Below are 24,630 nucleotides of genomic sequence, written 5' to 3' on the forward strand. Positions count from 1 at the left end.
GATTCCCAAAGCATGCGGCAAGGTGGCTCGAAAGCCAAAATTCACACCGGATGCCAGGAGCATGGTGTTGTTGGGCCCCGGCGTGATGGAGGTTGCAATCGCAAATCCAGCCATCGATAACCAAAGAGATGTGTCTATGTTCATGTCCACAGTGTGCCCATGTCTGTCTGCAAAACATAGACACAGAACCGCATGAGAAGCGCCATCACACCATCGTTCTGTCCCCTTCTGTACCGACCGAAGACGATCCATCTGTACTGGTTTCGCTTGATCCAAAGCAGTTTTTATGCAGCACAATGCATCCATGCAAACGTCTGCTACATCACGCCAACCTTTGTATGCTCAAGTGGCGCAGCACCTGGCAAAACTGATTGACACCCGCGTCTTTCAGCCAGGACAAAAACTGCCCTCTTTGCGCGAAATTGCACAGACTCATCAGATCTCCATGGCTACAGCCATCGAGGCTATGCAATGGCTTGAAGAGCGGCATTTGGTCAGTGCCAAGCCACGCAGTGGTTACTTTGTGACCCAGCATCCGCAAACACCTGCATTGCCCAGCGTCAGCAATCCTCCCCGGCACAGCCTGGTGGTCCAGCACAGCAGCCGCGTAGACAGGCTCAACACGACATCCCCAGACCCCGTGATCAGCTTTGCAGGAGCTTGTCCGAAAGACCCCGACTTTTTTGATGAAACACGCATCCGAACAGCCATGAACCAGGCCGTTCGCAAGCACCGACTGAGCCTGGTGGAGTACAGCGACCAACCGGGCACTGACGATCTGCGCAAAGCGGCAACACAGAGGGCTTTACACCTGGGCTGCCAGCTGCACCCCCAAGACATCACCATCACGTCCAGTTGCATCCATGCTGTGAGCCTGTGTTTACGGGCCGTGACCTCGCCGGGGGATGTGGTGGCCCTGGAGTCACCCACGCATTTTGGTTTTCTGGACCTGCTGGAATCGCTGAATTTGCGCGCCCTAGAGATTCCCACGCATCCTCAGGACGGCATGTCACTGGAGGCACTGCGCCTGACCCTGGACACTCAACCGATCAAAGCTGTCTTGTCGGTGCCCACTCTGTCAAATCCATTAGGTGCGATCATGCCCAATGCGAACAAGCAGCGCATGGTCGAGATGCTGTCGACGCAAGGCGTTCCATTGATCGAGGATGTGGTTTTCAATGACCTGATGGCTGCGGACGAACGCCGTAGAGCCATCAAGTCTTATGACCTGCAAGGCATCGTCATGATTTGCGGTTCGTTTTCCAAGACACTGGCACCCGGCATTCGACTAGGGTGGACTGAAGCCGGGCGTTGGAAAGAGGCGGTACGCCGCATTAAACGCATAGAGGGTGTTCCAACCAACCAGGTTCTTGAACACGCGTTGGCCGACCTGATCACCCAAACGGGCTACGAAGCTCGTATGCGCAAGTTCAGTGAGTTCATGCAAATCCGTTTGAAAGAAGCTCGCACACTCATTGCACAAGCCTTCCCAACCGGGACTCGAGTCAGTTCCCCGCCCACGGGCTTCACCTTGTGGGTGGAGTTACCGGGCAACATCGACACACAACAGTTGTTTCAGCGCTGCCAGCAAGAAAGCATCGTCTTTGTCCCCGGCAGCCTGTTCACGGCCAGCGAGCGCTTCAAGCACTGCCTGCGCCTGAGCTTTGCGGGCACATGGGGTCCAGCAGAAAAGAAGGCACTGACGCGGATCGGCCAACTGGCCAGAACGTTGTGAATACAGCCTGCGGGGTGTTTAGAACGTCCCCGGATACAAGCCCCCATCGGGCAGGATGTTTTGTCCGTTGATGTAGCCCGCCTGCTGGCTACACAAGAATGCGCAGATAGCCCCAAACTCTTCAGGGTTGCCAAAGCGCTTGGCCGGGATTTGCGCGGTTTGGGCGCTGCGCACTTCGTCCAGGCTCTTGCCAGTTTTTTGCGCTGCGCCTTGCAGCGTGGCGGCCAGGCGGTCGGTGTCAAACTTGCCGGGCAGCAGGTTGTTGATGGTCACGCCTTTGGCAGCCACACCGCTGCGGGCCAAGCCGGCCACAAAACCCGTCAGGCCGCTGCGGGCACCGTTGGACAAACCCAGAATATCAATCGGTGCTTTGACCGCGCTGGAGGTGATGTTGATGATGCGTCCGAACCCGCGTGCGGCCATGCCGTCCACGGTGGCCTTGATCAACTCAATGGGTGTGAGCATGTTGGCGTCCACGGCTTTGATCCAGGCTTCGCGGTCAAAGTCACGAAAGTCACCAGTGGGTGGACCACCTGCGTTGGTGACCACAATGTCAAAGTCTTTGCCTGGCCCGCCTTGCACGCTCCAAATGGCTTCGCGGCCTTCGGCGGTGGTGATGTCACACGCCACGCCCAGCACCTGCACCCGGCCTGCGGTCTGGCTGCGCAAACGTTCAACACTGGCCTCCAAGGCTTCAGCACCACGGGCCACCATGACCACATTCACGCCTTCGTTGGCCAACGCGCTGGCGCAACCCCAGCCCAGCCCTTTGCTGGCGCCACCGACCAGCGCCCATTTGCCTGCAATGCCCAAGTCCATGCTTGTCTCCTTATTTCCTGACGGGTTTGAATACCCGCAACCACTTGGTGGCGGGCAGGCCATATTTGGCCTCGATGCGTTCGGCCGCTTCCATCAGCTGCTCGCGTTTGGGGCGGCTGGGGGTGCGCTGCGCCAGCACGATGGTGTTGCCTTCGCGCGTGGGCTTGAAGGCCCAGACCGCATCTTCGCCAAACGCAGCCATGATTTTTTGCAGGCTCTCGTCGTAACTGGAAGCACGGCCAAACAAATTCACGGTCATGCAGGCATTGGGGCTGAGCAAGGCATGGCAGTCTTTGTAAAAGTCCAGCGTGTCCAGCACCGGGCTGGCAGCCTCGTGGTCGTAAATATCCACCTGCAAGGCATCGACCACCCCGGTCCATTCCGGCGAACGAATTTCTTTCGCAGCATCGGCAATGACCACGCGCAAGCGTTCGTCTTCTTCAGGCAAACGAAACCAGCCCCGGCAGGCGTGCAACACCCCAGGATTGATCTCGATGGCGGTGCAGGTCATCTTGAGTTTCTTGTAGCAAAACTTGGTGATGGTGCCTGCCCCCAGACCCAGCTGCATGGCATGGGCTCCAGCAACCTCCTCGGGCGGCATGAACAGCAACCATGCCATCATGCGCTGCACATACTCGAGCTCGATGTCGTAGGGCTTTTTGATCCACATGGAGCCCTGAATCCAGGGGCTGGAGAGGTGCAGGTAACGGATGTCTCCGTCTTCGGAGAAATGCACCTCGGGCAGGCTTGTTTTTTTCTTGGTACTCATGAATTTTTTGCGTCAGTGCGACATTGTCTGCGAAGCCGTGCTGTTGGCCTGTGCGCAACGTGACAGCCCCAGCAAAACCCGCATGGCATTGCTGGTGCTCAAAGCTTGCAAGGCTTGCACATCGATGCCTCGCACCTGCGCCAGCACCTGTGCAATACGCGGCAACTCGGCGGGTGTGTTGCGCCCCTGTCGGAGGCCAGCAGCCCGCGCCTGAGCGGTTTGGTAGAGCCAATGCGGCGGGATGTCGGGCGCATCGGTCTCCAGAACCAGTACGTGCTCTGGCACGGTGCGGGCCAGCTCGCGAAGTGCGGTGGCGCGCTCGTAGGTCATGGCCCCACCAAAACCCAAGGCAAAGCCCATCGCCATAAAAGCTTGGGCTTGCTGCGCGCTGCCATTGAACGCGTGGGCAATGCCACCTGCCACCTTCACTTGTCGCAGCCCTTTGAGCAGCATGTCCGCCGAGCGGCGCACATGCAAGATAACGGGCAGTCCATATTTTTGTGCCAGCCGCAGCTGGGCCAGATAAAACTGCCATTGCCGCTCACGCATCTCGGACGTGCACAGCTCAGGCACGAAATAATCCAGGCCGATTTCGCCTACGGCGACCAGGCGCGGATCATGGTGTGCCTTGGACAGCGCCTCGTCCAGCGCATCCAGGTCATCGCTTTCCGCTTGCGGCACATACAGGGGATGAATGCCCAAGGCATACGCATCGCCATGCTCGGCGGCCAGGGCCTGTACGCCCGCCCAATCGCTGCGCTGCACAGCAGGCAGGACACACAAACCCACACCCGCATCGCGCGCGGACTGGCGCACCTGCGCACGGTCGGGGGCAAACTCCGGCGCGTCCAGATGGCAGTGGGTGTCGATCCAGAACATGTTCAAACACATGCCCAAGGCCCGGGGCCTCAGGCCAGTTGCCCGCGCACCAGGTGCAGTTGTCGGTCGCAGCGTGCGGCCAAGGCCTGGTCGTGCGTCACCAGCACAAAGGCTGTGCCTTGCTCGCGGGCCAGTTGGAGCATGAGATCGAACACGGCATCTGCAGTGCCCCGGTCCAGGTTGCCGGTGGGCTCATCGGCCAGCACACAGGCGGGCTGCGTGATCAGGGCTCGAGCAAGGGCCACACGTTGACGTTCACCCCCGGAGAGTTCGGCCGGACGGTGCTCACCACGCGCGCCCAAGCCCACGCGCTCCAGCCACTGCGCCGCCTGCGCACGTGCTTGCGTGCGGTCCATGCGACGAATCCACAAAGGCATGGCCACATTGTCCAAGGCCGTGAACTCGGGCAGCAGGTGATGAAACTGGTACACAAAGCCCAGGTACTGGTTGCGCCAGCGCCCTTGCTCAGCCGCAGACAGGGCAGACATGTCCTGCCCTTTGAGCAGCACTTGGCCTGCGCTGGGCGCGTCGAGTGCACCGAGCAAATGCAGCAAAGTGCTCTTACCCGAACCGGATGCGCCCACAATGGCCAGCGTTTCCCCCGCGTGGACCTGCAGGTCCACGCCTTGCAGCACCGTCACATCCAGCGAGCCTTCGGTAAAGCGACGGCTGAGACCGCGTGCACTCAAAATCACATCACTCATAGCGCAACGCCTCCGCCGGGTTGACTCGGCTGGCACGCCAGCTGGGGTAGAGCGTGGCCACAAAGGCCAAGACCAGCGAAATGACCACAATGGGCACGATGTCCGAGGCCTGCGGTTCGCTGGGCATACGGCTGATCAGGTACACATCACGTGGCAAGAACTGCGCGTTGAACAGATGCTCCAGCGCCGGCACGATCACATCGATATTGAAGGCCACCAGCAAGCCCAGCGCAAAACCGCTGAGCGTTCCGATCACGCCTACCGTGGCGCCCTGCACCACAAACACCCCCATGATGCTGCGCGGGCTGGCACCCAGCGTGCGCAAGATGGCAATGTCGGCGCGCTTGTCGGTCACCGTCATCACCAAGGTGCTGACCAGGTTGAAAGCGGCTACGGCCACGATCAGGGTCAGGATGATGAACATCATGCGTTTTTCGACCTGCACGGCGGCAAACCAGGTGCGGTTTTGTTGCGTCCAGTCGCGTACAAGGTAGTTAGTGCCCAAGCGTGCTTGCAGTTCGGCGGCCACCTCGCGGGCCTGGTGCAGGTCGCGCAATTTCACACGCACGCCCGTGGGACCTTCCAGTCGGAAGATGCGGGCAGCGTCTTGCCAATGCATCAACGCCAGCGCTGAGTCGTATTCGTAGTGACCAGAGAAGAACTGCCCAAGCACCTGCATCTGTTTCATGCGCGGCACCACACCCGCAGGCGTCATTTGCCCGGAGGGCGACACCAGGGTCACCGTGTCACTCGCTCGCACGCCCAGGTTCATGGCCAGGTCTGCGCCCAACACCAGGCCAAAACCAGCCGGCTGCAACTGTGCCAACGCAGCCGATTGTTGACCCGCCTGCACATCCGACACTTCGGGCTCCAGTGCCGGGTCGATGCCTCGCAGCATCACGCCCTTCATATCCTCGCCACGCGCCAGCAAAGCCTGCGTGGCAATAAAGGGCGCTGCACCCACCACCTCGGGCTGCTGCCGCACCTGCGCCATCAGTCCGGCCACATCGGGCAAGGCATTGCCGTCTGCAGCGTAAATCTCGATGTGCGAGACCACGCCCAGCATGCGGTCGCGCACCTCTTTCTGGAAGCCGTCCATCACCGACAGCACGATGATGAGCGCAGCCACCCCCAGGGCGATGCCCAGCATGGACACCCCCGAGATGAAGGAGATGAATCCGTTCTTTCGCGAGGCCCGGCCGGCGCGCGTATAGCGCCAGCCCAGCACCCATTCATATGGCCAAACCATAGAGACCCTGTTGTTGTTCTGAATCTGTGAAGCGGTAATTGTGGCATCCCTGACAATAGAGGGTGATTCACCTCTCGCGCCCGAGTCCATGCATTTGATCGTCGCCTACGCTGCCACGCACCGCCACCCCGATGCACTGGCACACCTGCATTTGCCCCAGCTGCAAAAAGCTTTGCACCTGTTGCAGGCGCAAACCACCACCGATTGCGAAGAACACAGCCCCTGGCTGGCCCATGAGGCGGCCTACGCCCGCGCCTTGGGTTGGGCCGAAGAAGGCCCCTGGCCTTGGGCGGCTTTCGCCACGGCCAGCACAGCGCAGACCCATCAAGCCTGGATCAGTCCCTGCCACTGGCAAATCGGCATGGACCAGGTGATGATGCACCCGGCCGAACAGCTCGCTCTGACTGCAGCACAGGCCCAGTCCATCATCGACAGCCTTCAGCCACTGCTGAGCGAAGACGGACTGCAGGTGCAGCAACACACGCCACTGCTGTGGCACGCCCAGGGCGACATGCTGCAAGGCGTCCACAGCGCAAGCCTGGAGCGCATGGCGGGCAGCCACGTCAAACCCTGGCTCACGCCCGAGAGCTTGCCCGCCCCCCTTCGTCGCCTGCAAAGCGAAGCGCAAATGCTGCTCTACCACCACCCCGTCAACGACGAGCGCGCGGCGCGGGGAATGCCGCCCGTCAATGCCCTGTGGTTCCATGGCACAGGCTTACCTCAAGCGGCCCCAGGACAAGCACAGACCCGGTTTGAGGATACGTTACACCTGGCCGCCCTGGACGTTCATCCGAAAACCTGGACGCAAGCATGGCAAGCCCTGGACCAGAGCGCTATAGGGGCATTTGTGACTCACCTGGAAAGCGGCGGCAACGGCCAGCTGAGCCTGTGCAGCGAAACCCGCTGCCAGACCTGGCAACGCGCCCAGCCCCGACCCTGGTGGCAGCGCCTGCGCCGCTCCGCTGTACCCACGCCTGCCCAGGCGTTGAAAGACTTGTTGACCGCATGAAGCTGATTGACCGAGACATTCCCCCCCGTGCCGTGTGGGCGCTGGAGCAAGCGGGCACCCACCCCTTGCTGGCTCGCCTGCTGGCCGCACGCGGCATCGACAACGCCCAGGACCTGCAAGACGACCTGGCTTTGCTGATCCCGCCCGACCAACTCAAGGGAACACGCGAAGCCGCCGAACTGCTGGCCCAAGCCATGCAGGATGGCAAACGCCTGTGCATCGTGGCCGACTACGACTGCGATGGCGCCACCGCCTGCGCCGTCGGCCTGCGGGGGCTGCGCATGCTGGGCGCACAACATGTGGACTACCTGGTGCCCGACCGCGTGGTCGATGGCTACGGCCTGACGCCGACCATTGCAGAACGCGTCAAGCAAAGCGGCGCTGATGTGCTGATCACCGTGGACAACGGCATTGCCAGCGTCGAAGGTGTGGACGCAGCCCACCAGCTGGGCATGCAGGTGCTGGTGACTGACCATCATTTGCCCGGCGAGCAACTGCCCACGGCGGATGTGACCGTCAACCCCAACCAGCCCGGCTGCAGCTTTCCCAGCAAATCCATGGCCGGGGTAGGCGTGATGTTTTATGTGCTGTTGGCCCTGCGCACCTTGCTGCGTGAGCGTGGCGTTTTTGATGCCCGCACCCAACCCCGCCTGGACAGCCTGCTGCCCCTGGTGGCTTTGGGCACGGTGGCCGACGTGGTGCGCCTGGATGCTAACAACCGCCGCTTGGTGGCACAAGGCCTCAAGCGCATTCGTGCGGGACACATGCCACCGGGCATGAGTGCCTTGTTTCAGGCTGCAGCCCGCAAAGTGCAACAAGCCAGCACCTTCGATTTGGGCTTTGCGCTGGGCCCGCGCATCAACGCAGCTGGCCGCTTGTCGGACATGCGCCTGGGCATTGAGTGCCTGCAAACCGACGATGCCGCCTTGGCCACCCAGCTGGCCACCCAGCTGGACCAGATCAACCGCGAGCGCCGTGTGATCGAAGGCGATATGCGCGACATGGCGCTGGAAATTGCGCAGTCCTTGTTTGAAGACGATGCGCCTGCGCCGCCCGCCGTGTGTGTGTTTGACCCGGAGTTCCACGAAGGCGTGGTGGGCATTGTGGCCTCTCGCCTGAAAGAACAATTCCATCGCCCCGTGTTTGTCTTCGCCCCCAGCACCGCACCGGGCAAGGAGCACGAAATCAAGGGTTCGGGTCGTTCGATTCCAGGGTTTCATTTGCGCGACGCACTGGATTTGCTGGCCAAGCGTGCGCCGGGAGTGCTGCTGCGTTTTGGTGGGCACGCGATGGCTGCGGGCTGCACCATCGCCGAAGAACACTTTGAGCTCTTCGAGCACCACCTGGCACAGATCGCGCAAGAGGGACTGGATGCCGCTACCCTGCAGCGCCGTCTGGACACCGATGGCCCCTTGCCCGCCGAGTTCCGGCGAGCCGATGTGGCGCAACTGCTGCAAGCTCAAGTCTGGGGCCAGGGCTTTGCCGCGCCGGTGTTCAGCGAAAAGCTGGAAGTGATCTCACAGCGCCTGGTGGGCGAAAAGCATTTGTCGATCAAGCTGCGCCATCAGGGACAGCTGGTCGATGGCATCTGGTTTGGACGCAACGAACCCCTGCCTGCACAAGCCCACTTGGCCTACCGGCTCGACACCGACGAATGGCAAGGCCAGCAACGTGTGCGATTTGTGATCGAGGCTGCGCAAGACCTTTAAGCAATGCAGGCCCTGCAGGTGCCTCAGGCCAATCGCGCCTTGAGCGCCTGCGCCACCGGCGCCGACACCAGAGCCGACACATCGCCACCGAGCTTTGAGATCTCGCGCACCAAGGTGCTGCTGATGTGCTGCACACTGGCGCTGGTGTGCAAAAACACCGTGTCCACCTGCGGGGCCAGGTGGCGGTTCATGCCCGCCATCTGGGTTTCATAGTCGTAATCGGTCAAGGAACGCAGGCCGCGCACAATGACTTGCCCACCCTGTTCGCGCACAAAGTCCACAATCAGCCCTTCAAACGGCAGCACCCGCACATTGGGGCAATCTACCAAGGCGGCACGCGCCTGTTCCAGGCGCTGGTCCAAGGTGAACAGGGTATTTTTGTGGTGTGCAGCGGCCACAGCAACCACCACCTGATCAAACATCAGCGCGGCACGGCGCACCACATCTTCGTGACCCAAGGTGAGGGGGTCAAAGGTTCCTGAGTAAACGGCGGTCACAGAGCGGGCCATGCGGTGTTCTCCTGCGGGATGAAACGATTATGCAATGCGCTGCAGCAGGTGCGCATGCACCGCGCCCGCCTTCAGGTGCTTGTGCACCGACAGGCCCAGGGTTCGCAGGCCTTCGTCCGTCCAGGCCTCTGGCGCCTCCAGGTACAGCCAGCCGCCTATCGGCACGCAGCGCACAGCTTGTTGCAAGGCGTGTTTGAACATCACCTCGCCCCCGGAAAACGGCGGGTCCAGAAACACCAAATCCGCGCTTTGGGCTGGCCAGCTGGCCAAAGCCGTCAACGCATCGGTGCGCTGCACCTTGACCTGTGTGGCCTTGAGTTGCTCCACATGGGCGTGCAGTTGTTGCACCAGTTGGGCGTCCTGCTCGATGAGCACCACTTGCTGCGCACCGCGCGAAGCCGCTTCCAGCCCCAGCGCGCCGGTGCCTGCAAACGCATCCAGACAAACCCAGCCCGTCAAATCCTGACCCAGCCAGTTGAACAGCGTCTCGCGCACGCGATCGGGCGTCGGACGCAGACCAGGTTTGTCGAGCACGCGCAAACGTGTGCGGCGCCACACGCCGCCCACAATGCGCACCTCATGGGTGCCGCCGCCCGTGCGTGGCGCTTTGGCAGTGGGGCGGGCTTGTGCAGCGGATGATGATCGGGATCGAACCATGGCCGCAAGTGTACGGGCTGCAGCGCAAGGCTGGCCACAAACATGACTTGCGTCAAACTTTGCCCAAATCCAGCTTGGCGTCTGCCGCCGTCACCGCTAGATTGGAGGCATCGCTTTTCGATAAGAACGGACAAACCATGAGCACCCCACAAGACGACGCCCCCATCCCCCACTTTGAACAATGCCATGTGGGGATACTGACCCAACTCGAACGCATGGGTCAGCTGCCCGCCCTGTTGGCGCCTGCCCAGCTGGCACGCCACATTGCCCAGCAGTCATTGGCGTTTTTTGACAGCGGCATGTACACCCACCACAGCGAGGAAGAGGAAGAGCTGTTCCCGGCTGTCCGCGCCAGCGCCCAGGCAGGCCCTGAACGCCTGCGCGTAGAGGAACTGATCAGCCAGCTCACCCACGAACACCGTGGTCTGGAAAAAACCTGGAAACAACTCGAGCCCGCCTTGCGCAAAGTGGCCAAAGGCCAGGACACCGAGCTGGACACCGCCTTGTTGCAAGACCTGGTGGCCCGCTACCAAGCCCATGCGCAATTGGAAGAACAGCAATTCCTGCCACTGGCCGAAACCATTTTGGGCCGCAGCGACCACCGCATGGCCGCACTTGGCATGTCGCTGCACATGCGTCATGTGCCCCGCTTTGTGATGCACATCTGAGCACCATGCCGGGGTGATCCCGCGGCCCTCACGGGCATTTCATAAAATGCCTGATCTGCGGATCACCCACCATGTTCAGTTTCTTCAAGAAAAAATCCCCCCCTTCTGTCGCGCCAGCCGCTGTGGATACCGTTGCGCCAGCGCCCGCTGAGGCTGCTGTGCCCACAGCCGAAGCGCCGCGCAGCAGCTGGCTGCAGCGCCTGAAAAGCGGTCTGCGCAAAACCGGTTCGTCCATCACCACCGTCTTCACTGGCACCCAGATCGACGACAACCTCTACGAGGAACTGGAAACCGCCCTCCTGATGGCGGACACCGGCGTCAAGGCCACCGAACACTTGCTGGCCGATCTCAAGCGCCGCGTCAAGGACGCCAAGGCCACTGATCCGGCCCAGGTCAAAGGCTTGCTGATGGACGCCATTGCCGACATGCTGGCACCGCTGCAAAAGCCTCTGGAAATCGGCGCTCAACAGCCCACCGTCATCATGGTGGCCGGGGTCAACGGCGCAGGCAAAACCACCTCGATTGGCAAATTGACCAAGCACCTGGCCGACAGCGGCGAAAGCGTGTTGCTGGCTGCAGCCGACACCTTCCGTGCCGCCGCCAAGGAACAGCTGGCCGTCTGGGCTGACCGCAACACCGTCGAAATCGTCAGCCAGCAAGGCGGCGACCCGGCTGCCGTGAGTTTTGACGCCGTCACCGCAGGCCGTGCCCGTGGCAAGGGCGTGGTGCTGGTCGACACTGCAGGCCGCCTGCCCACCCAGCTGCACCTGATGGAAGAGCTGAAAAAGATCAAGCGCGTGGTGCAAAAAGCCGACGAAACAGCACCACACGAAGTGCTGCTAGTCATTGATGGCAACACCGGGCAGAACGCGCTCGCTCAGGTGAAAGCCTTTGACGAGGCGTTGCAACTGACGGGCTTGATCGTCACCAAGCTCGATGGCACCGCCAAGGGCGGCGTGCTGTGCGCGATTGCCCGCGAAAAACCGATCCCGGTGTACTTCATCGGCGTCGGCGAAAAACTCGAAGACCTGGAAACCTTTGACGCACGCGAATTTGCGCAGGCACTTTTGTCATGACCAACACCACCCCAACAACCGAGCCACGCCTGACCTCCCTCTCCCACGGCGGCGGCTGCGGCTGCAAGATCGCACCGGGCGTGCTGGCCAACATCCTGCGTGGTACCTCGGGTCTGCCTGTCCCGCCCGAGCTGCTGGTCGGCATTGAAACTGCGGACGACGCCGCCGTCTACAAGCTCAACGACGAGCAGGCGTTGATCGCCACCACCGACTTTTTCATGCCCATCGTTGACGACGCGTTCGACTTTGGCCGCATTGCCGCCACCAACGCCATCAGCGACGTGTACGCCATGGGTGGCACGCCCATCATGGCGCTGGCCCTGGTGGGCATGCCCATCAATGTGCTCTCGCACGAGACCATTGGTCGCATTCTTGAGGGCGGCGCCAGCGTGTGCAAAGCGGCAGGCATTCCCATCGCTGGCGGCCACACCATCGACTCGGTCGAACCGATTTATGGCCTGGTGGCCATCGGTCTGGTGCATCCCAGCCGCGTCAAACGCAATGCTGACGCCCGTGCGGGCGATGTGCTGGTACTGGGCAAGCCGCTGGGCGTGGGCATCCAGTCTGCCGCGCTCAAAAAGAACACCCTGCCGCCCGAGGGCTACGGGCAAATGATTGCCACGACCACCCGCCTGAACACCCCCGGCCCGGATCTGGCCCGCATCGACGGCGTGCACGCCATCACCGATGTAACCGGCTTTGGCCTGGCCGGCCACGCGCTGGAAATGGCACGCGGCAGCAGCTGCACTGTGCGCATCGACTGGAACAAAGTGCCCCTGCTCAGTGGCGTGCGCGAACTGGCGGCCCAAGGCATGGTCACCGGCGCCTCTGGCCGCAACTGGGCGGGCTACGGCCAGGACGTGCAGCTGCCACCTGGCTTCATGCCGCAGGACCAGGCCTTGCTCAGCGACCCGCAAACCAGCGGCGGCCTGCTGGTGGCTTGCAGCCCGGACAGCGTGGAGCAGGTGCTGTCCACCTTTGTGGCCCACGGTTTTGACCGGGCCAGCGTGATTGGCAACATCGTTTCAGGCCCGGCGCAGCTCCACGTCGCAAGCTGAATAGGCCCGCCCGGTCAGCCGTAACCCCTTGTCACGACAAGGGTTTCCGAAATTAGCACTCTTCATTGATGAGTGCTAAAATAGAGGCATTGAAAGGAGTTCTGGAATGACACATCAATCTGGTTCCCTGTCCACCGCGATGACTCTGCGCAGCCCTTGGGCTGTGGTGCCCTCTTTGGGTCACCTTGACGCCTACATCACGGCCGTCAACCGCATGCCGATGCTCACCCTTGAGGAAGAGCAGGAGGCTGCCCGCCAACTCAAAAACAACGACGACCTTGAAGCCGCCCGCAAGCTGGTGCTCTCGCACCTGCGTCTGGTGGTGTCTGTGTCGCGCCAGTACTTGGGCTATGGCTTGCCCCACAGCGACCTCATCCAGGAAGGCAACGTTGGCCTGATGAAGGCCGTCAAGCGTTTCGACCCCGACCAGGGCGTGCGCTTGGTGAGCTATGCGCTGCACTGGATCAAGGCCGAGATTCACGAGTACATCCTCAAGAACTGGCGCATGGTCAAGGTCGCTACGACCAAGGCCCAGCGCAAACTGTTCTTCAACCTGCGTTCGATGAAGCAGGGCTTCAAGGCCGATCTGGAAGACGGAACCCACCGCGACACGCTGTCCTCTGCCGAGGTGGACAGCGTGGCCAGCCAGCTCAATGTGAAGCGCGAGGAAGTGCTGGAAATGGAAACCCGCATATCCGGTGGCGATGTGCTGCTGGACCCGGCGCCCAGCGACGATGGTGAGCAGGCTTTTGGCCCGATTGCCTATTTGTCCCGCGCCAGCGACGAACCCACTGCCATGCTTGAGGCGCGTCAACGTGACAGCCTGGCCAGCGAGGGCTTGGTCGCGGCCCTGGAAAGCCTGGACGAACGCAGCCGTCGCATCGTGCAAGAGCGCTGGCTCAGCGTCAACGACGATGGCTCGGGTGGCATGACCCTGCACGAACTGGCAGACGAGTACGGCGTCAGTGCCGAGCGCATTCGCCAGATCGAAGTGGCTGCGATGAAGAAGATGAAAAAGGCGCTGGCCGAATACGCCTGAGCCCACTCAAGCAATGGACCAAGCCCGCTGTGTGAGCGGGCTTGTTTTTTGTGTTGCTTTATTTGCCTTGCAGCAACAGACGCACATCGTCCGCCAAGGCTGAGGCACCGCTGGCATAGCGGTTGTACAAACGCACATGTCCGCTGGCGTCATACATATAACTGCCGGCAGAGTGGTCCATGGTGTAGCTGGTGGGCGTTTGCCCTGGAACCATCTTGTAGTAAATCTTGAAGGCTTTGGTCACCTCGGGCAGTTGCTCGGGTGTGGGGCGTAGCGCTACAAAGCTGGGGTCGAAGTTGGTCATGTAAGCGGCCAGCAGTTCGGCCGTGTCACGCTCGGGGTCCACCGTCACGAACACGCCTTGCAGCTTGTCTCCATCGGCGCCCAGCAAACGCTTGGTTTCAGCCAGCTCCTGCAAGGACGTAGGGCATACATCCGGGCACTGGGTGTAGCCAAAAAACACAATCACCACCTTGCCCGCAAAGTCCTTGATCGTGCGAACCTTGCCATGCGCATCGGTCAATGCAAAATCCTTGGCATAGTCGGCACCGGTAATGTCCACACCGCGAAACGCAGGTTTATCACTGCTGCAAGCTGTCAGCAGGCCGCCCGTCAGAGCCAAGGTCGCCGTGCCTGCCAGAGTCTTGAGCCAGAGTCGTTTATTCATGGTGCGCTCTCAAAACAAATAGTGGTCCACCAGCAGGGCCGCAAACAGCACACTCAGGTGAATCAGGGAAAAACGGAAGGTCTTGCGTGCCAGCGCGTCCGAATAGTTGCGCCACAGGGCCCAGCCATAACCCATGAAGCCCAAGCTGAGCACCACCGCAAAAAACAGGTACAGCCAAGAGCTCATGCCATAGACAAAGGGCATCAAGCAGGCAGCGAGCAAGACCACGGTGTACAGCAGAATCTGCAGGCGGGTGAACTCATTGCCGTGCGTCACAGGCAGCATGGGCAGACCGGACTTGCGGTAGTCCTCCACACGGTACAGCGCCAAGGCCCAGAAGTGCGGCGGCGTCCAAAGGAAAATGATGAGGAACAAGATCAGCGCTTCGGGGCCGACGTCGCCCGTCATGGTGGACCAGCCCAATACGGGCGGCATGGCGCCACTGGCACCGCCAATGACAATGTTCTGTGGCGTCAAAGGTTTGAGGATGACGGTGTAGATGATGGCGTAGCCCACGAAGGTGGCAAAGGTCAGCCACATGGTGATGGGGTTGACCAGCACATACAAAATGGCCGAGCCGAAGATGCACAGCACCGCAGAAAACACCAGCGCCTGGCGGTCGCTGAGCACACCACGCGCCGTGGGACGCCAAGCGGTTCGCTTCATTTTGGCGTCAATGCTTTTTTCGACCAGGCAGTTAAAAGCCGCAGCGGCCCCGGCCACCAGCCAGATCCCCACACAACCCCAGAACCCCAGCATCAGCTGGGAGCCATCGGGCAGACCTGGCACAGCCAGTACCATCCCGATCAGGGCACAAAAGACAATGAGCTGGACCACGCGAGGCTTGGTCAGGGCGTAGTACTGTTGCCAGAGGCTGCCCATGGGAAATGCAGTTGCGGAGGTCATTCGACGGACTTTGCAGAAGCCGCAGGCGTGGTGCCCGCAGCAGGAGATGAAGAAGCAGCCTGTGGGCGGGTGCGTGCCCACATCCAGACCAGCGTGAGTAAAAGCGCCGAGGCGCCACCGGTGTGCAACAGTGCTGCCAACAAGGGCCAATCCAGCACCACGTTGGACATGCCGGTGAGCAGTTGCAACAACGTCAGGCCGAGCAACAGGCGCGCCGCCTTGTTCAAAGGCTGCACGCGCAGCAATTGCCATCCCAGCAGCAACAAGGCCGCGAGAACCAGCCAGGCCATGGTGCGGTGAACCACATGGATGCTCACCAGCGCAGAAAACGCCAGCAGCTCACCACCAGCGGTATGGCCCAGTTCCCGCCAGAGCGCAAAGCCCCGCCAGTCCATCTGGGGCCACCAGCTGCCTTGGCAAAGCGGAAAGTCCTGGCAAGCCATCACCGCGTAGTTGGTGCTGACCCAACCACCCAATGCAATTTGCACCAGCAGCAAGGCGACCACAACTTTCAAGCCCAAGCGCAAACCACCACTCATGGCAATTTCGCGCCAGCCGCTGTAGCGAATGGCTTGTGCCATCAACAGCACCAGAAGGCCGAGTGCCAACAACAGGTGCAGGGTCACGATCGCCGGGAAGAGTTTCATGGTGACCGTGAGGGCACCAAACGCGCCTTGCAGACACACCCATACAAGGGTGATCGTTGGCCAGACGGGATGCACCGCCAGCTGGCGCTCACGTCGCCACACGCGCCACGTCCAGACGGTGAGCACAATGATCAAAACACCGACACTGGTCGCCAGATAGCGGTGAATCATTTCGATCCAGGCCTTGCTGTGGGTCACAGGGCCGGTGGGCATGGCCTGCTGAGCGGCAGAAATTTCGGAATGTGCCCCCAAGGGGCTGGCCTGGCCATAACAGCCAGGCCAGTCAGGGCAGCCAAGACCGGAGTCGGTCAGGCGGGTAAATGCGCCTACCAGGACCAACTCAAAGGTCAGGGTCAGAATCAGCAGCGTGAGCGCCTTCAAGCGCTGTGGCGACGATGCATGCCGCTGGCGCCGCCAAAACAGCACCAAGGGCAGCCCGGCTAGCAACAGGCCCAGGCCCATCACTTCCAGCAGGGGTTCCAGGTTGTACAGCGGCACTTGCATGGCAACAGCTCAAACGGTCGGTCAGCGACCGGCTTCGTCCCAGGATGCGGATGCACGCATGAGGCGCTCCAGATCGCGACGCGCCTTGCTGGCCATGTGCACATCCATGCCCGCCGGGAAGCGCATCATCCAGTTGCCCATCGGGTCCACCACATACAAATGGTCAGCCAATTCCTGACCAGCAGCCGGCTTGAGCCAGGCAGACAAAGCCTGTGGGTCCACACGCAGCACCTGCGCACCTTGCAAGCCTGCTTGCAGGGCTGCAGCCACCGGGGCATCGTCTACCACCAACCAGACGCGGTCAATGCGGTCCTTCTCCTTGCCCTGCGTTTCACGCAACTGGCGCTGGAAGTACAGATTGTTTTCGCAAACCTTGTCGCAGCCCCCTCCTGCCACAGTCACCAGCAACCACTGACCTCGCAAACTTTGCAGGGGTACGGTTTGACCATCGAGCTGCGCAGCTTGTACGGCGGGCAACGGGACGGCCGGCTGGATCAACTCACCGAAATTGCGCCCCCCGGCTGGTCGCACGACGTAGTAGGTGAAATACGAAGCAATGACAGGGGCCGCACACAACAACAGCACCATCAACATAAAGACACGTCCACGACGGGTACGACGTGCATCCGCATAAGCCACCTGTGCTGGAGCGGGCAGGCTGTGCACAGTCATGCCCAAAGGGGCATCAATCAGCGAATTGTTTTCTGCGGGGTTTGACAATTTGGAACCAGACATAAAGAAACGCGATCAAGGCCGTCAGGCCAAACCACTGAAAAGCATAGCCATAGTGTTTTTCAACACCGCTGGCAGGTTGCGGCCATTCGCGCAGCAAAGCGTCGTCAGGCGGAGCGGATTGCTGCACGCTGATCTCCAGCAAGGGCAACCCTGTCTCCAGCCGGTATGCGGCCAAGTCCAGATTTTGCCGTATTTGGCCACTGCCACTGCCGTCGAGCTCGAACATCCTTGAGGGCCAAGGGGCCAACACCCCCTCGATACGAAGCGCTTGCATTGGTGTCTGGATTTCAGGCACCCGGTCATGCTTGTGCGCATCCAGCGCCACCCAGCCGCGCTGTACCAAGACCACAGCGGAACTGTCGGCCAACTTGAAAGGTGTGACCACGTAAAAGCCGGGGCGTCCACGCATCTGGCGGTTGTCCAGATACACCGTGTACTGGTTCAGCCACTGGCCCTGGAGCGTGACTTTTCTGTAAATCATGCCCTGACGATTGGCTTCGCTGTCAGAGGGGCCGCCCATCGCACTCAGGTCCAAAGGCGCCATCGCCTGCATGGCTTGGCGGGCTGTGATCACGGCCTCTTTGTCTGCAGCACGCCGCAGCTGCCACATGCCCATCGAGGTCGTGACGACGCCAGCGAGCACGGCAGCAAACAAAACCAGCCATTTGCGTGTTGTCGAGGATGAGAAACTCACCGGATAATCACTCCATGAAAATTCTTGTCGCACTGGCTTTTGCAGCCATCCTGATCAGTTTAGCGTCTGCCCTTGTCTACATGATGAAGGGCTCGCCCAACACCACCGATCAATCCGCCGCCCCCAAGGGCAATATGGTCCGGGCCCTGGCTTTTCGGGTCGGTTTTTCCATCGTGCTGTTTTTGTGCATCCTGTTGGCCTGGAAAATGGGCTGGGTACAACCTACCGGCATTCCCTCGGGCGCATAACAAGCCTGAACGCACCAACAAAAAAGCGCCCGAGGGCGCTTTTTTATTGCGGGCCGCAAGACCTTACATCCAGTACACCAGGATATACAGACCCAGCCACACCACGTCCACAAAGTGCCAGTACCAGGCAGCGCCTTCAAAACCGAAATGGCGCTCGGTGGTGAAGTGCCCTTTTTGCAGGCGCAGGGTGATGAACAACAGCATCAGCATGCCCACGAACACGTGGAAACCGTGGAAACCGGTCAGCATGTAAAAGGTGGAGCCATAAACGCCAGAAGACAATTTCAGGTTCATGCCCGTCCAGGCATGGTAGTACTCGTAGCCCTGAACAAACAGGAACACGATGCCCAAAGCGACCGTCATCCACATGAAACGGATGGTCTTGGCACGGTCACCGTGCTGCAATGCGTGGTGCGCCACCGTCAGCGTTGCGCCCGAGGTCAGCAGCAAGGCTGTGTTGATCGTGGGCAACCAGAAAGGGCCCATGGTCTGGAAGGGCTCCACAATGCCAGCAGGCGAAGCGGTCACACCAGCAGCAAGCGTCGGCCACACAGCCTTGAAGTCGGGCCACAGAAGAGCATTGTCAAGCGAGCCAAGAGCGGGGACGGAGTGCGTCCGAGCCCACCAAAGTGCCGTAAAAAACGCACCAAAGAACATCACCTCAGAGAAGATGAACCAGGTCATGCTCCAACGGTAAGACAGATCAATCTTGCGGCTGTACTGTCCACCCTCGCTCTCTGCGATTGAGTCTTTGAACCATTGATACAAAACAGTCAACCACCAGATCAGTCCGAAGAAAAGGGCGTACATGCCCCAGCCTGAACCATTGATCCACTGCCCAGCGCCGAGAATCACAAAGAACAAACCAATGGCCGCCATCACAGGATGACGAGACTCATGTGGAACAAAATAATAAGGCGTTGTGCCGTGTGCTGAAGAACTCATTCTGACTCCTGCTCTCTTTTCTTTCGAAATCGAATCTTGGGTTAAAGACCCGCGGGGGAAACCACGACCCAATTGACCAAGGCAATTAAGCCCAGTACAAACAAAAATACTGCTGCAAGACCAACGCCAAGAATATGAAACGGGTTCAGCTTCTCGATGTCTTGCTGGTAGTCCGTATTCTTACGAACACCAAAAAAAGACCACAACACCGCCTTCACAGTACGAATCACAGAACCTTTACGAGCTGCGCTCATGAGCCCGACTCCGCTGATGTCAGCCCACGCGAGGCGACCGGAGCGGGAGGCGTCTTGCCACCCACTTCAAAAAAAGTGTAGGACAGAGTGATCGTCGCTACATCTTTGGAGATTTTGGGGTCGATCACAAATGTGACTGGCCAGCGCCTTTTTTCACCCGGCTCCAGAACGTACTGGTTGAAGCAAAAACACTCAAGCTTGTTGAAGTGACTGGCAGCCTGATGCGGTGCATAACTTGGAATAGCTTGCGCTGCCATTCTGCGATTTTGCACATTTTGGAACTCATACAAAACTGTATTGAGCTCACCGGGATGCACCTGGATGGAGCGCTGCTCTGGCTTGAAATCCCAGGGCCCACGGGCATTGGCGTCAAACTCAACAGTGATGGTCCGACTGCGATCAACTTGGGTATTTGAAGGCTGCTTGGCCGCCGCAGCCGTAGCACCATTACCTGGCACCATGCGCTCGGAAAGCGACAAAATGTTAATACCCGTCACATCACAAATGTGCTTGTAAATGGGGATAAGCGCATACCCAAAGCCGAACATACCGGCAGTAATAACCACCAGTTTGCCCACCATCTTCAGGTTTTCACTGCGCAAATTCATTTGTCAGACTCAAGGCTGTAACAAGACCAGCTTGGCCACGAAACCGACCAGTATGGCCACGGCAACCGACACCAGGATCAAAGCCAGGCGAAGGTTGCTTTTCTTTTGTTGTGGAGTCATGGCCATGCCTGAATCAACCGATCACGCGGGTTGCAGTGGCATCCAGCTTGGGCGGATTTTCAAAGGTGTGGAAAGGTGCGGGAGAGGGAACTTCCCACTCCAGACCTTCTGCTGCTTCCCAGGGCTTCTGTGGAGCCTTTTCACCTTTGCCACGCATTGCAGGCAAGACGATGAACAGGAAGAAATACACCTGTGCAAAACCGAAGAAGAACGCACCCACAGAAGCAATCATGTTGAAGTCTGTGAACTGCATGGGGTAATCGGCATAGCGACGGGGCATACCGGCCAGACCCAGGAAGTGCATCGGGAAGAAGGTGATGTTGAAGGAAATCAAAGACCACCAGAAATGGATCTTGCCGCGGGTTTCGCTGTACATCACACCGGTCCATTTAGGAGCCCAGTAGTAAAAGCCAGCAAACAGAGCAAACAAGGAGCCAGCCACCAACACATAGTGGAAGTGAGCAACCACGTAGTAGGTGTCTTGCATCTGGATGTCAATGGGGGCCATCGACAGGATCAGGCCAGTGAAACCACCCATGGTGAAAACAAAGATGAAACCCACAGCAAACAACATGGGGGTTTCAAATGTCATGGAACCGCGCCACATAGTGGCGATCCAGTTGAAAATCTTCACAGCAGTGGGCACAGCGATAAGCATCGTGGCGTACATGAAGAACAGCTGGCCAGTCACCGGCATACCGGTGGTGAACATGTGGTGAGCCCAGACAATGAAAGACAAAAGGGCAATCGACGAAGTGGCATACACCATGGATGCATAACCAAACAGCTTCTTGCGTGAGAAGGCGGGCACGATCTGGCTGATGATGCCGAAGGCCGGCAAGATCATGATGTACACCTCGGGGTGACCGAAGAACCAGAAGATGTGCTGGTACATGACCGGGTCACCACCGCCAGCGGGGTTGAAGAAGCTGGTGCCGAAGTGACGGTCGGTCAGGGTCATGGTGATCGCGCCAGCCAACACGGGCATCACGGCGATCAACAGATACGCAGTGATCAGCCAGGTCCATGCGAACATCGGCATTTTCATCAGCGTCATGCCAGGAGCGCGCATGTTCAAAATGGTCACGATGATGTTGATCGAGCCCATGATGGACGAAGCACCCAGGATGTGCATGGCAAAAATACCAGCGTCCATGGAGGGGCCCATCTGCAGCGTCAGCGGCGCATACAGCGTCCAGCCGGCAGCTGGAGCACCGCCCGGCATGAAGAAGGACAGAACCAGCATCAAGGCAGCAGGAATCATCAACCAGAAGCTGAAGTTATTCATGCGGGCGAATGCCATGTCGGAGGCGCCCACTTGAAGAGGCAACATCCAGTTGGCGAATCCAACGAAGGCCGGCATGATCGCGCCAAACACCATGATGATGCCGTGCATGGTGGTGAATTGGTTGAACAACTCAGGATTGACCACCTGCAAGCCCGGCTGGAACAGTTCTGCACGGATCAGCAGAGCCAGCACGCCCCCGATCATCAACATCGCAAAACTGAAAAGCAGGTAAAGCGTACCGATGTCTTTGTGATTGGTCGCGTAAACCCAACGGCGCCAGCCGGCAGGTGCATGCCCATGATCGTCGTGGGCGTGATCGTGATGGTCGAGAACGGCACTCATCTTGATTTCCTCTTTAAATTAATGCGGTACTGACTTACTTGCGGGCGGCAAGCACTTCGGCCGGCTGCACGATCTGCCCGGTCTTGTTGGACCAGTTGTTTTTGGTGTAGGTGATCACAGCTGCAATATCGGTGTCCGACAACTGCTTCCATGCGGGCATGGCGCCATTGTTCTGACCGTTGAGCAGCACAGCAATTTGCTTGCTCTTGTCGGCATCCAGAACCACTGGGGAACCGTCAACTGCCTTGATCGGGCCAGCGCCCTTGCCGTTGGCCTGGTGGCAGGCGGCACAGTTGGCTGCATAGACCTTCTCACCACGCTTGACCAGGTCATCCAGATTCCAGACACGGCCGGGGTCGTCCATCTTGGCAGCGAGCTTTTTCTTCTCGGCAGCCACCCATGCGGTGTAGTCCTGAGCAGAAAGCACCTTCACGTGGATCGGCATGTAAGCATGCTCTTTACCGCAGAGCTCGGCACACTGGCCGTAGAAATCACCGGTTTTTTCCGCACGGAACCAGGTGTCACGAACAAAGCCCGGAATCGCGTCTTGCTTGATACCAAAAGCAGGCACCATGAAGGCGTGAATCACGTCATTGGCGGTCGTGATGACACGGATTTTCTGCCCAACGGGAACCACCAAGGGGTTGTCTACTTTCAACAGGTAATTGTCGCCAGCAGGCTTGCCCGCATCCGACATCGCGCGATGCGAAGAGTCCAGCGTTGAGATGTAACTCAAGCCCTCACCCTCGCCTTTGATGTAGTCATATCCCCACTTCCACTGATAACCCGTTGCTTTGACTGTCAGATCAGCATTGGTGGTATCTTTTTGAGCGACCAGAACCTTGGTAGCGGGCAAGGCCATCAGGATCACGATCAGAAAAGGGACGGCAGTCCACAAAACTTCCACGGTCATGGACTCACTGAAGCTGGCAGGCTTGTGACCCACTGATTTGCGGTGCTTCCAGATGGAATAAAACATCACCGAGAACACGGCAATAAAAACCACGGTGCAGATGATCAGCATCATCCAGTGCAACCAATGCTGCTCTTCGGCGATTTTGGTCGCAGGGGCTGCGAAATTGAGCTGATTGACTGCGGGACCACCCGGCAAGTCATTGACAGCATGGGCCGCAGTGGCCAGCAGCGTGGCAGACAGAACGCCCACGCGGGACAGCTGCGAAGCCAATTTACTGGAAATGATTTTCATGTTTTCTTACTTCCAAGTCTCGGTTGAACCCACACACTACGAACAGAGCAATCACGCCACGCGCAATGCCTGCCTGATCTCTCCAGCCAGAGCCCGACGCATCTCGGGGCGCACAAAGCGCCCTACTTCGACTGTCTGCCCCCGACTCGAAACCGCAATCAGTCCATGACGGCCGGCCACGGATTCGATGCGAACCCACTGCCGGTCAAACTCCGTGCGTTCACGGTGTCCTGCGGTCTCTCGCTCCACCACCAGGCTTGCACCCTGCAGCGAAATCCACTCACCATCTGTTGCGTGCCGTGCATACATCAGAAAAGCCGCGCCCACCGCCAGCAAATCCAGCCCGGCAAAGCCCAACACGATGGGCGCACCGTAAGACCAGAAAAACAGGCCAATGCCCAAGGAAACCACGCACAGCAGTCCATAGACCGACGCCAGCTGGGCTGGCGTCACGGAACAATTGCGCCGCAAGCGCCAATCAATGCTGGGCCCCGACACCTGCGCAAACTGGAATCCCGAACTTGACATGCGTCAACTTTTCTGAATTTCATGCACGTTTCACGTGCACAGAATGGTCGAAATTGTGCGGAATTTTACCCGAGTTGGGCAAGGTTTTGATATTTCTCAACTTGAAGATCGATCTTTGGCAGATTGACGCAACATTTGACGCATCTCAACCAGATCAATACCGGTCTCCTGCGCCACCCGCGCCCGGGGCGTCGGCTTGAAGGCGTGGCCGTACACCAGCTCGAAGGTCAAGCCCAATTTCCCGTCATGCCTGGGCTGCGCCAGCTGGCTCAAAGCTTTCAGCCACTGCCTGTGCCATACGCGACCACGCACTATCGATCCACGGCCCAGCGCCAGATTGCGCCCCAATTCGCGAAGCTCCTGCACAAGGCGCTCGGGCGTCTCAAACGTCAGGGTGATGCGCTCCATGTCCATCACTGGCTCTGCAAAGCCGGCCTGCACCAGCATATCGCCCCAGTCATGCATATCGGTCAATTCGTGCATCGGCGTGGGCCAGCCCTGCGCACTGTAGAGCTCGCGCAGCTCGCGCAAGGTGTCCGGGCCCAGACAGGAAAACATCAAAAAGCCATCCACCGCCAGCGCTTTGTGCCACTGCGCCAGCATCTCCTGCGGTCTGGACTGCTGGTGCAAGACCATATTGGCCCACACCATTTGCACCGAACCCGCTGGGGGCATGCCGACACATTCGCTCTCCTTGCGCCACACGGCCCACCAAGGCCGCTGAACGCTTTTTTGCAAAACAGCCTCCTCAGCGCCGGAGCCGGGCACCAGCCAGGCCCGTGCTTGCGGATAGCGCGCTTTGAGCGCCTGATGCGCCTGCCAACCGCCACGCACCGGCTGCCAGTGCGACCACTGCTCAGGCTGCACGGTGATGATGTCCAGACGCTCCATCATGCGACGCGCCACCTCTTCGTGCAGCCAAGGCGAAGCTGGCGGCACCTGTGCAGGCAGCTGCGCCAGCCACCGCTGGGCGGCAACAGCATCCATAGAAGGGGGAGTCACATCGGTCATGGCCAATCCAGCGTCGGGCAAACGCGAACAGTTTGTGGGCAACCGG

General features: G+C 59.7%; 29 protein-coding genes. 8 read left to right on the forward strand and 21 right to left on the reverse strand.

Annotation, left to right across the window (positions count from 1 at the left end; genetic code table 11):
* A partial coding sequence (locus AAFM15_RS11710) for a LysE family translocator (protein WP_371833092.1) occupies positions 1–306 on the reverse strand: 306 nt, incomplete at its 3' end.
* Here AAFM15_RS11710 and AAFM15_RS06925 point away from each other — a divergent pair.
* Positions 305–1,735: a PLP-dependent aminotransferase family protein gene (locus AAFM15_RS06925; RefSeq protein ID WP_341685975.1), complete on the forward strand. Its 1,431-nt coding sequence runs from the start codon at positions 305–307 to the stop codon at positions 1,733–1,735. The two genes, AAFM15_RS11710 and AAFM15_RS06925, sit on opposite strands and share 2 nt — an antisense overlap.
* Positions 1,736–1,753: 18 nt before the next feature.
* On the opposite strand, the gene AAFM15_RS06930 is transcribed toward AAFM15_RS06925, so the two are convergent.
* Genes AAFM15_RS06930 through AAFM15_RS06950 form a run of 5 tightly spaced genes read right to left on the reverse strand, consistent with a single transcriptional unit; the run spans position 1,754 to position 6,155 of the window.
* Positions 1,754–2,554: an SDR family oxidoreductase gene (locus tag AAFM15_RS06930; protein WP_341685976.1), complete on the reverse strand. Its 801-nt coding sequence runs from the start codon at positions 2,552–2,554 to the stop codon at positions 1,754–1,756.
* Positions 2,555–2,564: 10 nt separating this feature from the next.
* Entirely contained in the window at positions 2,565–3,323 is a 759-nt protein-coding gene (locus AAFM15_RS06935) for a spermidine synthase (RefSeq protein WP_341685977.1), read from the reverse strand.
* A gap of 12 nt (positions 3,324–3,335) precedes the next feature.
* On the reverse strand, positions 3,336–4,202 hold the full coding sequence (locus tag AAFM15_RS06940) for a TatD family hydrolase (RefSeq protein ID WP_341685978.1): 867 nt from the start codon (positions 4,200–4,202) through the stop codon (positions 3,336–3,338).
* A 29-nt stretch (positions 4,203–4,231) separates the two neighbouring features.
* Positions 4,232–4,906 (reverse strand): lipoprotein-releasing ABC transporter ATP-binding protein LolD, encoded by a 675-nt coding sequence (gene lolD, locus AAFM15_RS06945; protein ID WP_341685979.1) that lies wholly within the window; start codon positions 4,904–4,906, stop codon positions 4,232–4,234.
* Positions 4,899–6,155 (reverse strand): lipoprotein-releasing ABC transporter permease subunit, encoded by a 1,257-nt coding sequence (locus AAFM15_RS06950; protein ID WP_341685980.1) that lies wholly within the window; start codon positions 6,153–6,155, stop codon positions 4,899–4,901. The genes lolD and AAFM15_RS06950 overlap by 8 nt, the downstream gene beginning before the upstream one ends.
* A gap of 88 nt (positions 6,156–6,243) precedes the next feature.
* On the opposite strand from AAFM15_RS06950, the gene AAFM15_RS06955 reads away from it, so the two are divergent.
* The gene (locus tag AAFM15_RS06955) at positions 6,244–7,164 is read left to right on the forward strand and encodes a hypothetical protein (protein WP_341685981.1); all 921 of its coding nucleotides are present in this window, start codon (positions 6,244–6,246) and stop codon (positions 7,162–7,164) included.
* Complete coding sequence (recJ, locus tag AAFM15_RS06960) at positions 7,161–8,873, forward strand: single-stranded-DNA-specific exonuclease RecJ (RefSeq protein WP_341685982.1); 1,713 nt, start codon at positions 7,161–7,163, stop codon at positions 8,871–8,873. Before AAFM15_RS06955 ends, recJ begins: the two co-directional genes overlap by 4 nt.
* Before the next feature lie 23 nt (positions 8,874–8,896).
* On the opposite strand, the gene coaD is transcribed toward recJ, so the two are convergent.
* Together coaD and rsmD are read right to left on the reverse strand one after the other, a co-directional pair.
* A complete protein-coding gene (gene coaD / locus AAFM15_RS06965; protein ID WP_341685983.1) occupies positions 8,897–9,382 on the reverse strand; it encodes a pantetheine-phosphate adenylyltransferase in 486 nt (161 codons plus the stop codon).
* Positions 9,383–9,409: 27 nt separating this feature from the next.
* Positions 9,410–10,039, reverse strand: coding sequence for a 16S rRNA (guanine(966)-N(2))-methyltransferase RsmD (gene rsmD / locus AAFM15_RS06970; protein WP_341685984.1), 630 nt, complete (start codon positions 10,037–10,039; stop codon positions 9,410–9,412).
* Between the two features lie 137 nt (positions 10,040–10,176).
* On the opposite strand from rsmD, the gene AAFM15_RS06975 reads away from it, so the two are divergent.
* From AAFM15_RS06975 to rpoH, 4 genes are all read left to right on the forward strand, one after another.
* Positions 10,177–10,707, forward strand: a complete 531-nt coding sequence (locus tag AAFM15_RS06975; protein WP_341685985.1) for a hemerythrin domain-containing protein — start codon at positions 10,177–10,179, stop codon at positions 10,705–10,707.
* Positions 10,708–10,778: 71 nt separating this feature from the next.
* Positions 10,779–11,783 (forward strand): signal recognition particle-docking protein FtsY, encoded by a 1,005-nt coding sequence (gene ftsY, locus AAFM15_RS06980; protein ID WP_341685986.1) that lies wholly within the window; start codon positions 10,779–10,781, stop codon positions 11,781–11,783.
* Positions 11,780–12,841 carry a selenide, water dikinase SelD gene (gene selD / locus AAFM15_RS06985; RefSeq protein WP_341685987.1) on the forward strand — a complete coding sequence of 354 codons (1,062 nt, stop codon included), beginning with the start codon at positions 11,780–11,782 and terminating at the stop codon, positions 12,839–12,841. Before ftsY ends, selD begins: the two co-directional genes overlap by 4 nt.
* A gap of 106 nt (positions 12,842–12,947) precedes the next feature.
* Positions 12,948–13,880, forward strand: a complete 933-nt coding sequence (gene rpoH / locus AAFM15_RS06990; protein ID WP_341685988.1) for an RNA polymerase sigma factor RpoH — start codon at positions 12,948–12,950, stop codon at positions 13,878–13,880.
* A 58-nt stretch (positions 13,881–13,938) separates the two neighbouring features.
* On the opposite strand, the gene AAFM15_RS06995 is transcribed toward rpoH, so the two are convergent.
* From AAFM15_RS06995 to AAFM15_RS07015, 5 genes are read right to left on the reverse strand one after another with little or no spacing between them, the layout of a single operon-like run.
* Complete coding sequence (locus tag AAFM15_RS06995) at positions 13,939–14,547, reverse strand: SCO family protein (protein ID WP_341685989.1); 609 nt, start codon at positions 14,545–14,547, stop codon at positions 13,939–13,941.
* A 9-nt stretch (positions 14,548–14,556) separates the two neighbouring features.
* The gene (gene cyoE / locus AAFM15_RS07000; RefSeq protein ID WP_341685990.1) at positions 14,557–15,453 is read right to left on the reverse strand and encodes a heme o synthase; all 897 of its coding nucleotides are present in this window, start codon (positions 15,451–15,453) and stop codon (positions 14,557–14,559) included.
* Positions 15,450–16,604 carry a COX15/CtaA family protein gene (locus tag AAFM15_RS07005; RefSeq protein ID WP_341685991.1) on the reverse strand — a complete coding sequence of 385 codons (1,155 nt, stop codon included), beginning with the start codon at positions 16,602–16,604 and terminating at the stop codon, positions 15,450–15,452. Before AAFM15_RS07005 ends, cyoE begins: the two co-directional genes overlap by 4 nt.
* Before the next feature lie 21 nt (positions 16,605–16,625).
* Positions 16,626–17,339, reverse strand: coding sequence for a hypothetical protein (locus tag AAFM15_RS07010; protein WP_341685992.1), 714 nt, complete (start codon positions 17,337–17,339; stop codon positions 16,626–16,628).
* The gene (locus AAFM15_RS07015) at positions 17,290–18,033 is read right to left on the reverse strand and encodes an SURF1 family protein (RefSeq protein ID WP_341685993.1); all 744 of its coding nucleotides are present in this window, start codon (positions 18,031–18,033) and stop codon (positions 17,290–17,292) included. The genes AAFM15_RS07010 and AAFM15_RS07015 overlap by 50 nt, the downstream gene beginning before the upstream one ends.
* Positions 18,034–18,047: 14 nt before the next feature.
* On the opposite strand from AAFM15_RS07015, the gene AAFM15_RS07020 reads away from it, so the two are divergent.
* Entirely contained in the window at positions 18,048–18,281 is a 234-nt protein-coding gene (locus AAFM15_RS07020) for a twin transmembrane helix small protein (RefSeq protein WP_341685994.1), read from the forward strand.
* 63 nt (positions 18,282–18,344) lie between these two features.
* Here the strand turns inward: AAFM15_RS07020 and AAFM15_RS07025 are convergent, their stop codons facing one another.
* From AAFM15_RS07025 to AAFM15_RS07060, 8 genes are all read right to left on the reverse strand, one after another.
* Complete coding sequence (locus AAFM15_RS07025; RefSeq protein WP_341685995.1) at positions 18,345–19,226, reverse strand: cytochrome c oxidase subunit 3; 882 nt, start codon at positions 19,224–19,226, stop codon at positions 18,345–18,347.
* A 41-nt stretch (positions 19,227–19,267) separates the two neighbouring features.
* Positions 19,268–19,480, reverse strand: coding sequence for a DUF2970 domain-containing protein (locus tag AAFM15_RS07030; protein WP_341685996.1), 213 nt, complete (start codon positions 19,478–19,480; stop codon positions 19,268–19,270).
* Positions 19,477–20,088: a cytochrome c oxidase assembly protein gene (locus AAFM15_RS07035; protein WP_341685997.1), complete on the reverse strand. Its 612-nt coding sequence runs from the start codon at positions 20,086–20,088 to the stop codon at positions 19,477–19,479. The genes AAFM15_RS07030 and AAFM15_RS07035 overlap by 4 nt, the downstream gene beginning before the upstream one ends.
* Before the next feature lie 9 nt (positions 20,089–20,097).
* On the reverse strand, positions 20,098–20,208 hold the full coding sequence (locus AAFM15_RS07040) for a cytochrome oxidase small assembly protein (RefSeq protein WP_341685998.1): 111 nt from the start codon (positions 20,206–20,208) through the stop codon (positions 20,098–20,100).
* Between the two features lie 13 nt (positions 20,209–20,221).
* On the reverse strand, positions 20,222–21,838 hold the full coding sequence (gene ctaD / locus AAFM15_RS07045) for a cytochrome c oxidase subunit I (RefSeq protein ID WP_341685999.1): 1,617 nt from the start codon (positions 21,836–21,838) through the stop codon (positions 20,222–20,224).
* Between the two features lie 34 nt (positions 21,839–21,872).
* Complete coding sequence (coxB, locus tag AAFM15_RS07050) at positions 21,873–23,045, reverse strand: cytochrome c oxidase subunit II (protein WP_341686000.1); 1,173 nt, start codon at positions 23,043–23,045, stop codon at positions 21,873–21,875.
* Between the two features lie 51 nt (positions 23,046–23,096).
* Positions 23,097–23,573: a DUF2244 domain-containing protein gene (locus tag AAFM15_RS07055; protein WP_341686001.1), complete on the reverse strand. Its 477-nt coding sequence runs from the start codon at positions 23,571–23,573 to the stop codon at positions 23,097–23,099.
* A 96-nt stretch (positions 23,574–23,669) separates the two neighbouring features.
* Positions 23,670–24,584 (reverse strand): biotin synthase, encoded by a 915-nt coding sequence (locus AAFM15_RS07060; protein ID WP_341686002.1) that lies wholly within the window; start codon positions 24,582–24,584, stop codon positions 23,670–23,672.
* Between the last annotated feature and the right edge of the window lie 46 nt (positions 24,585–24,630).

Source organism: Limnohabitans sp., assembly GCF_038134685.1.
Classification (GTDB): domain Bacteria; phylum Pseudomonadota; class Gammaproteobacteria; order Burkholderiales; family Burkholderiaceae_C; genus Limnohabitans_A.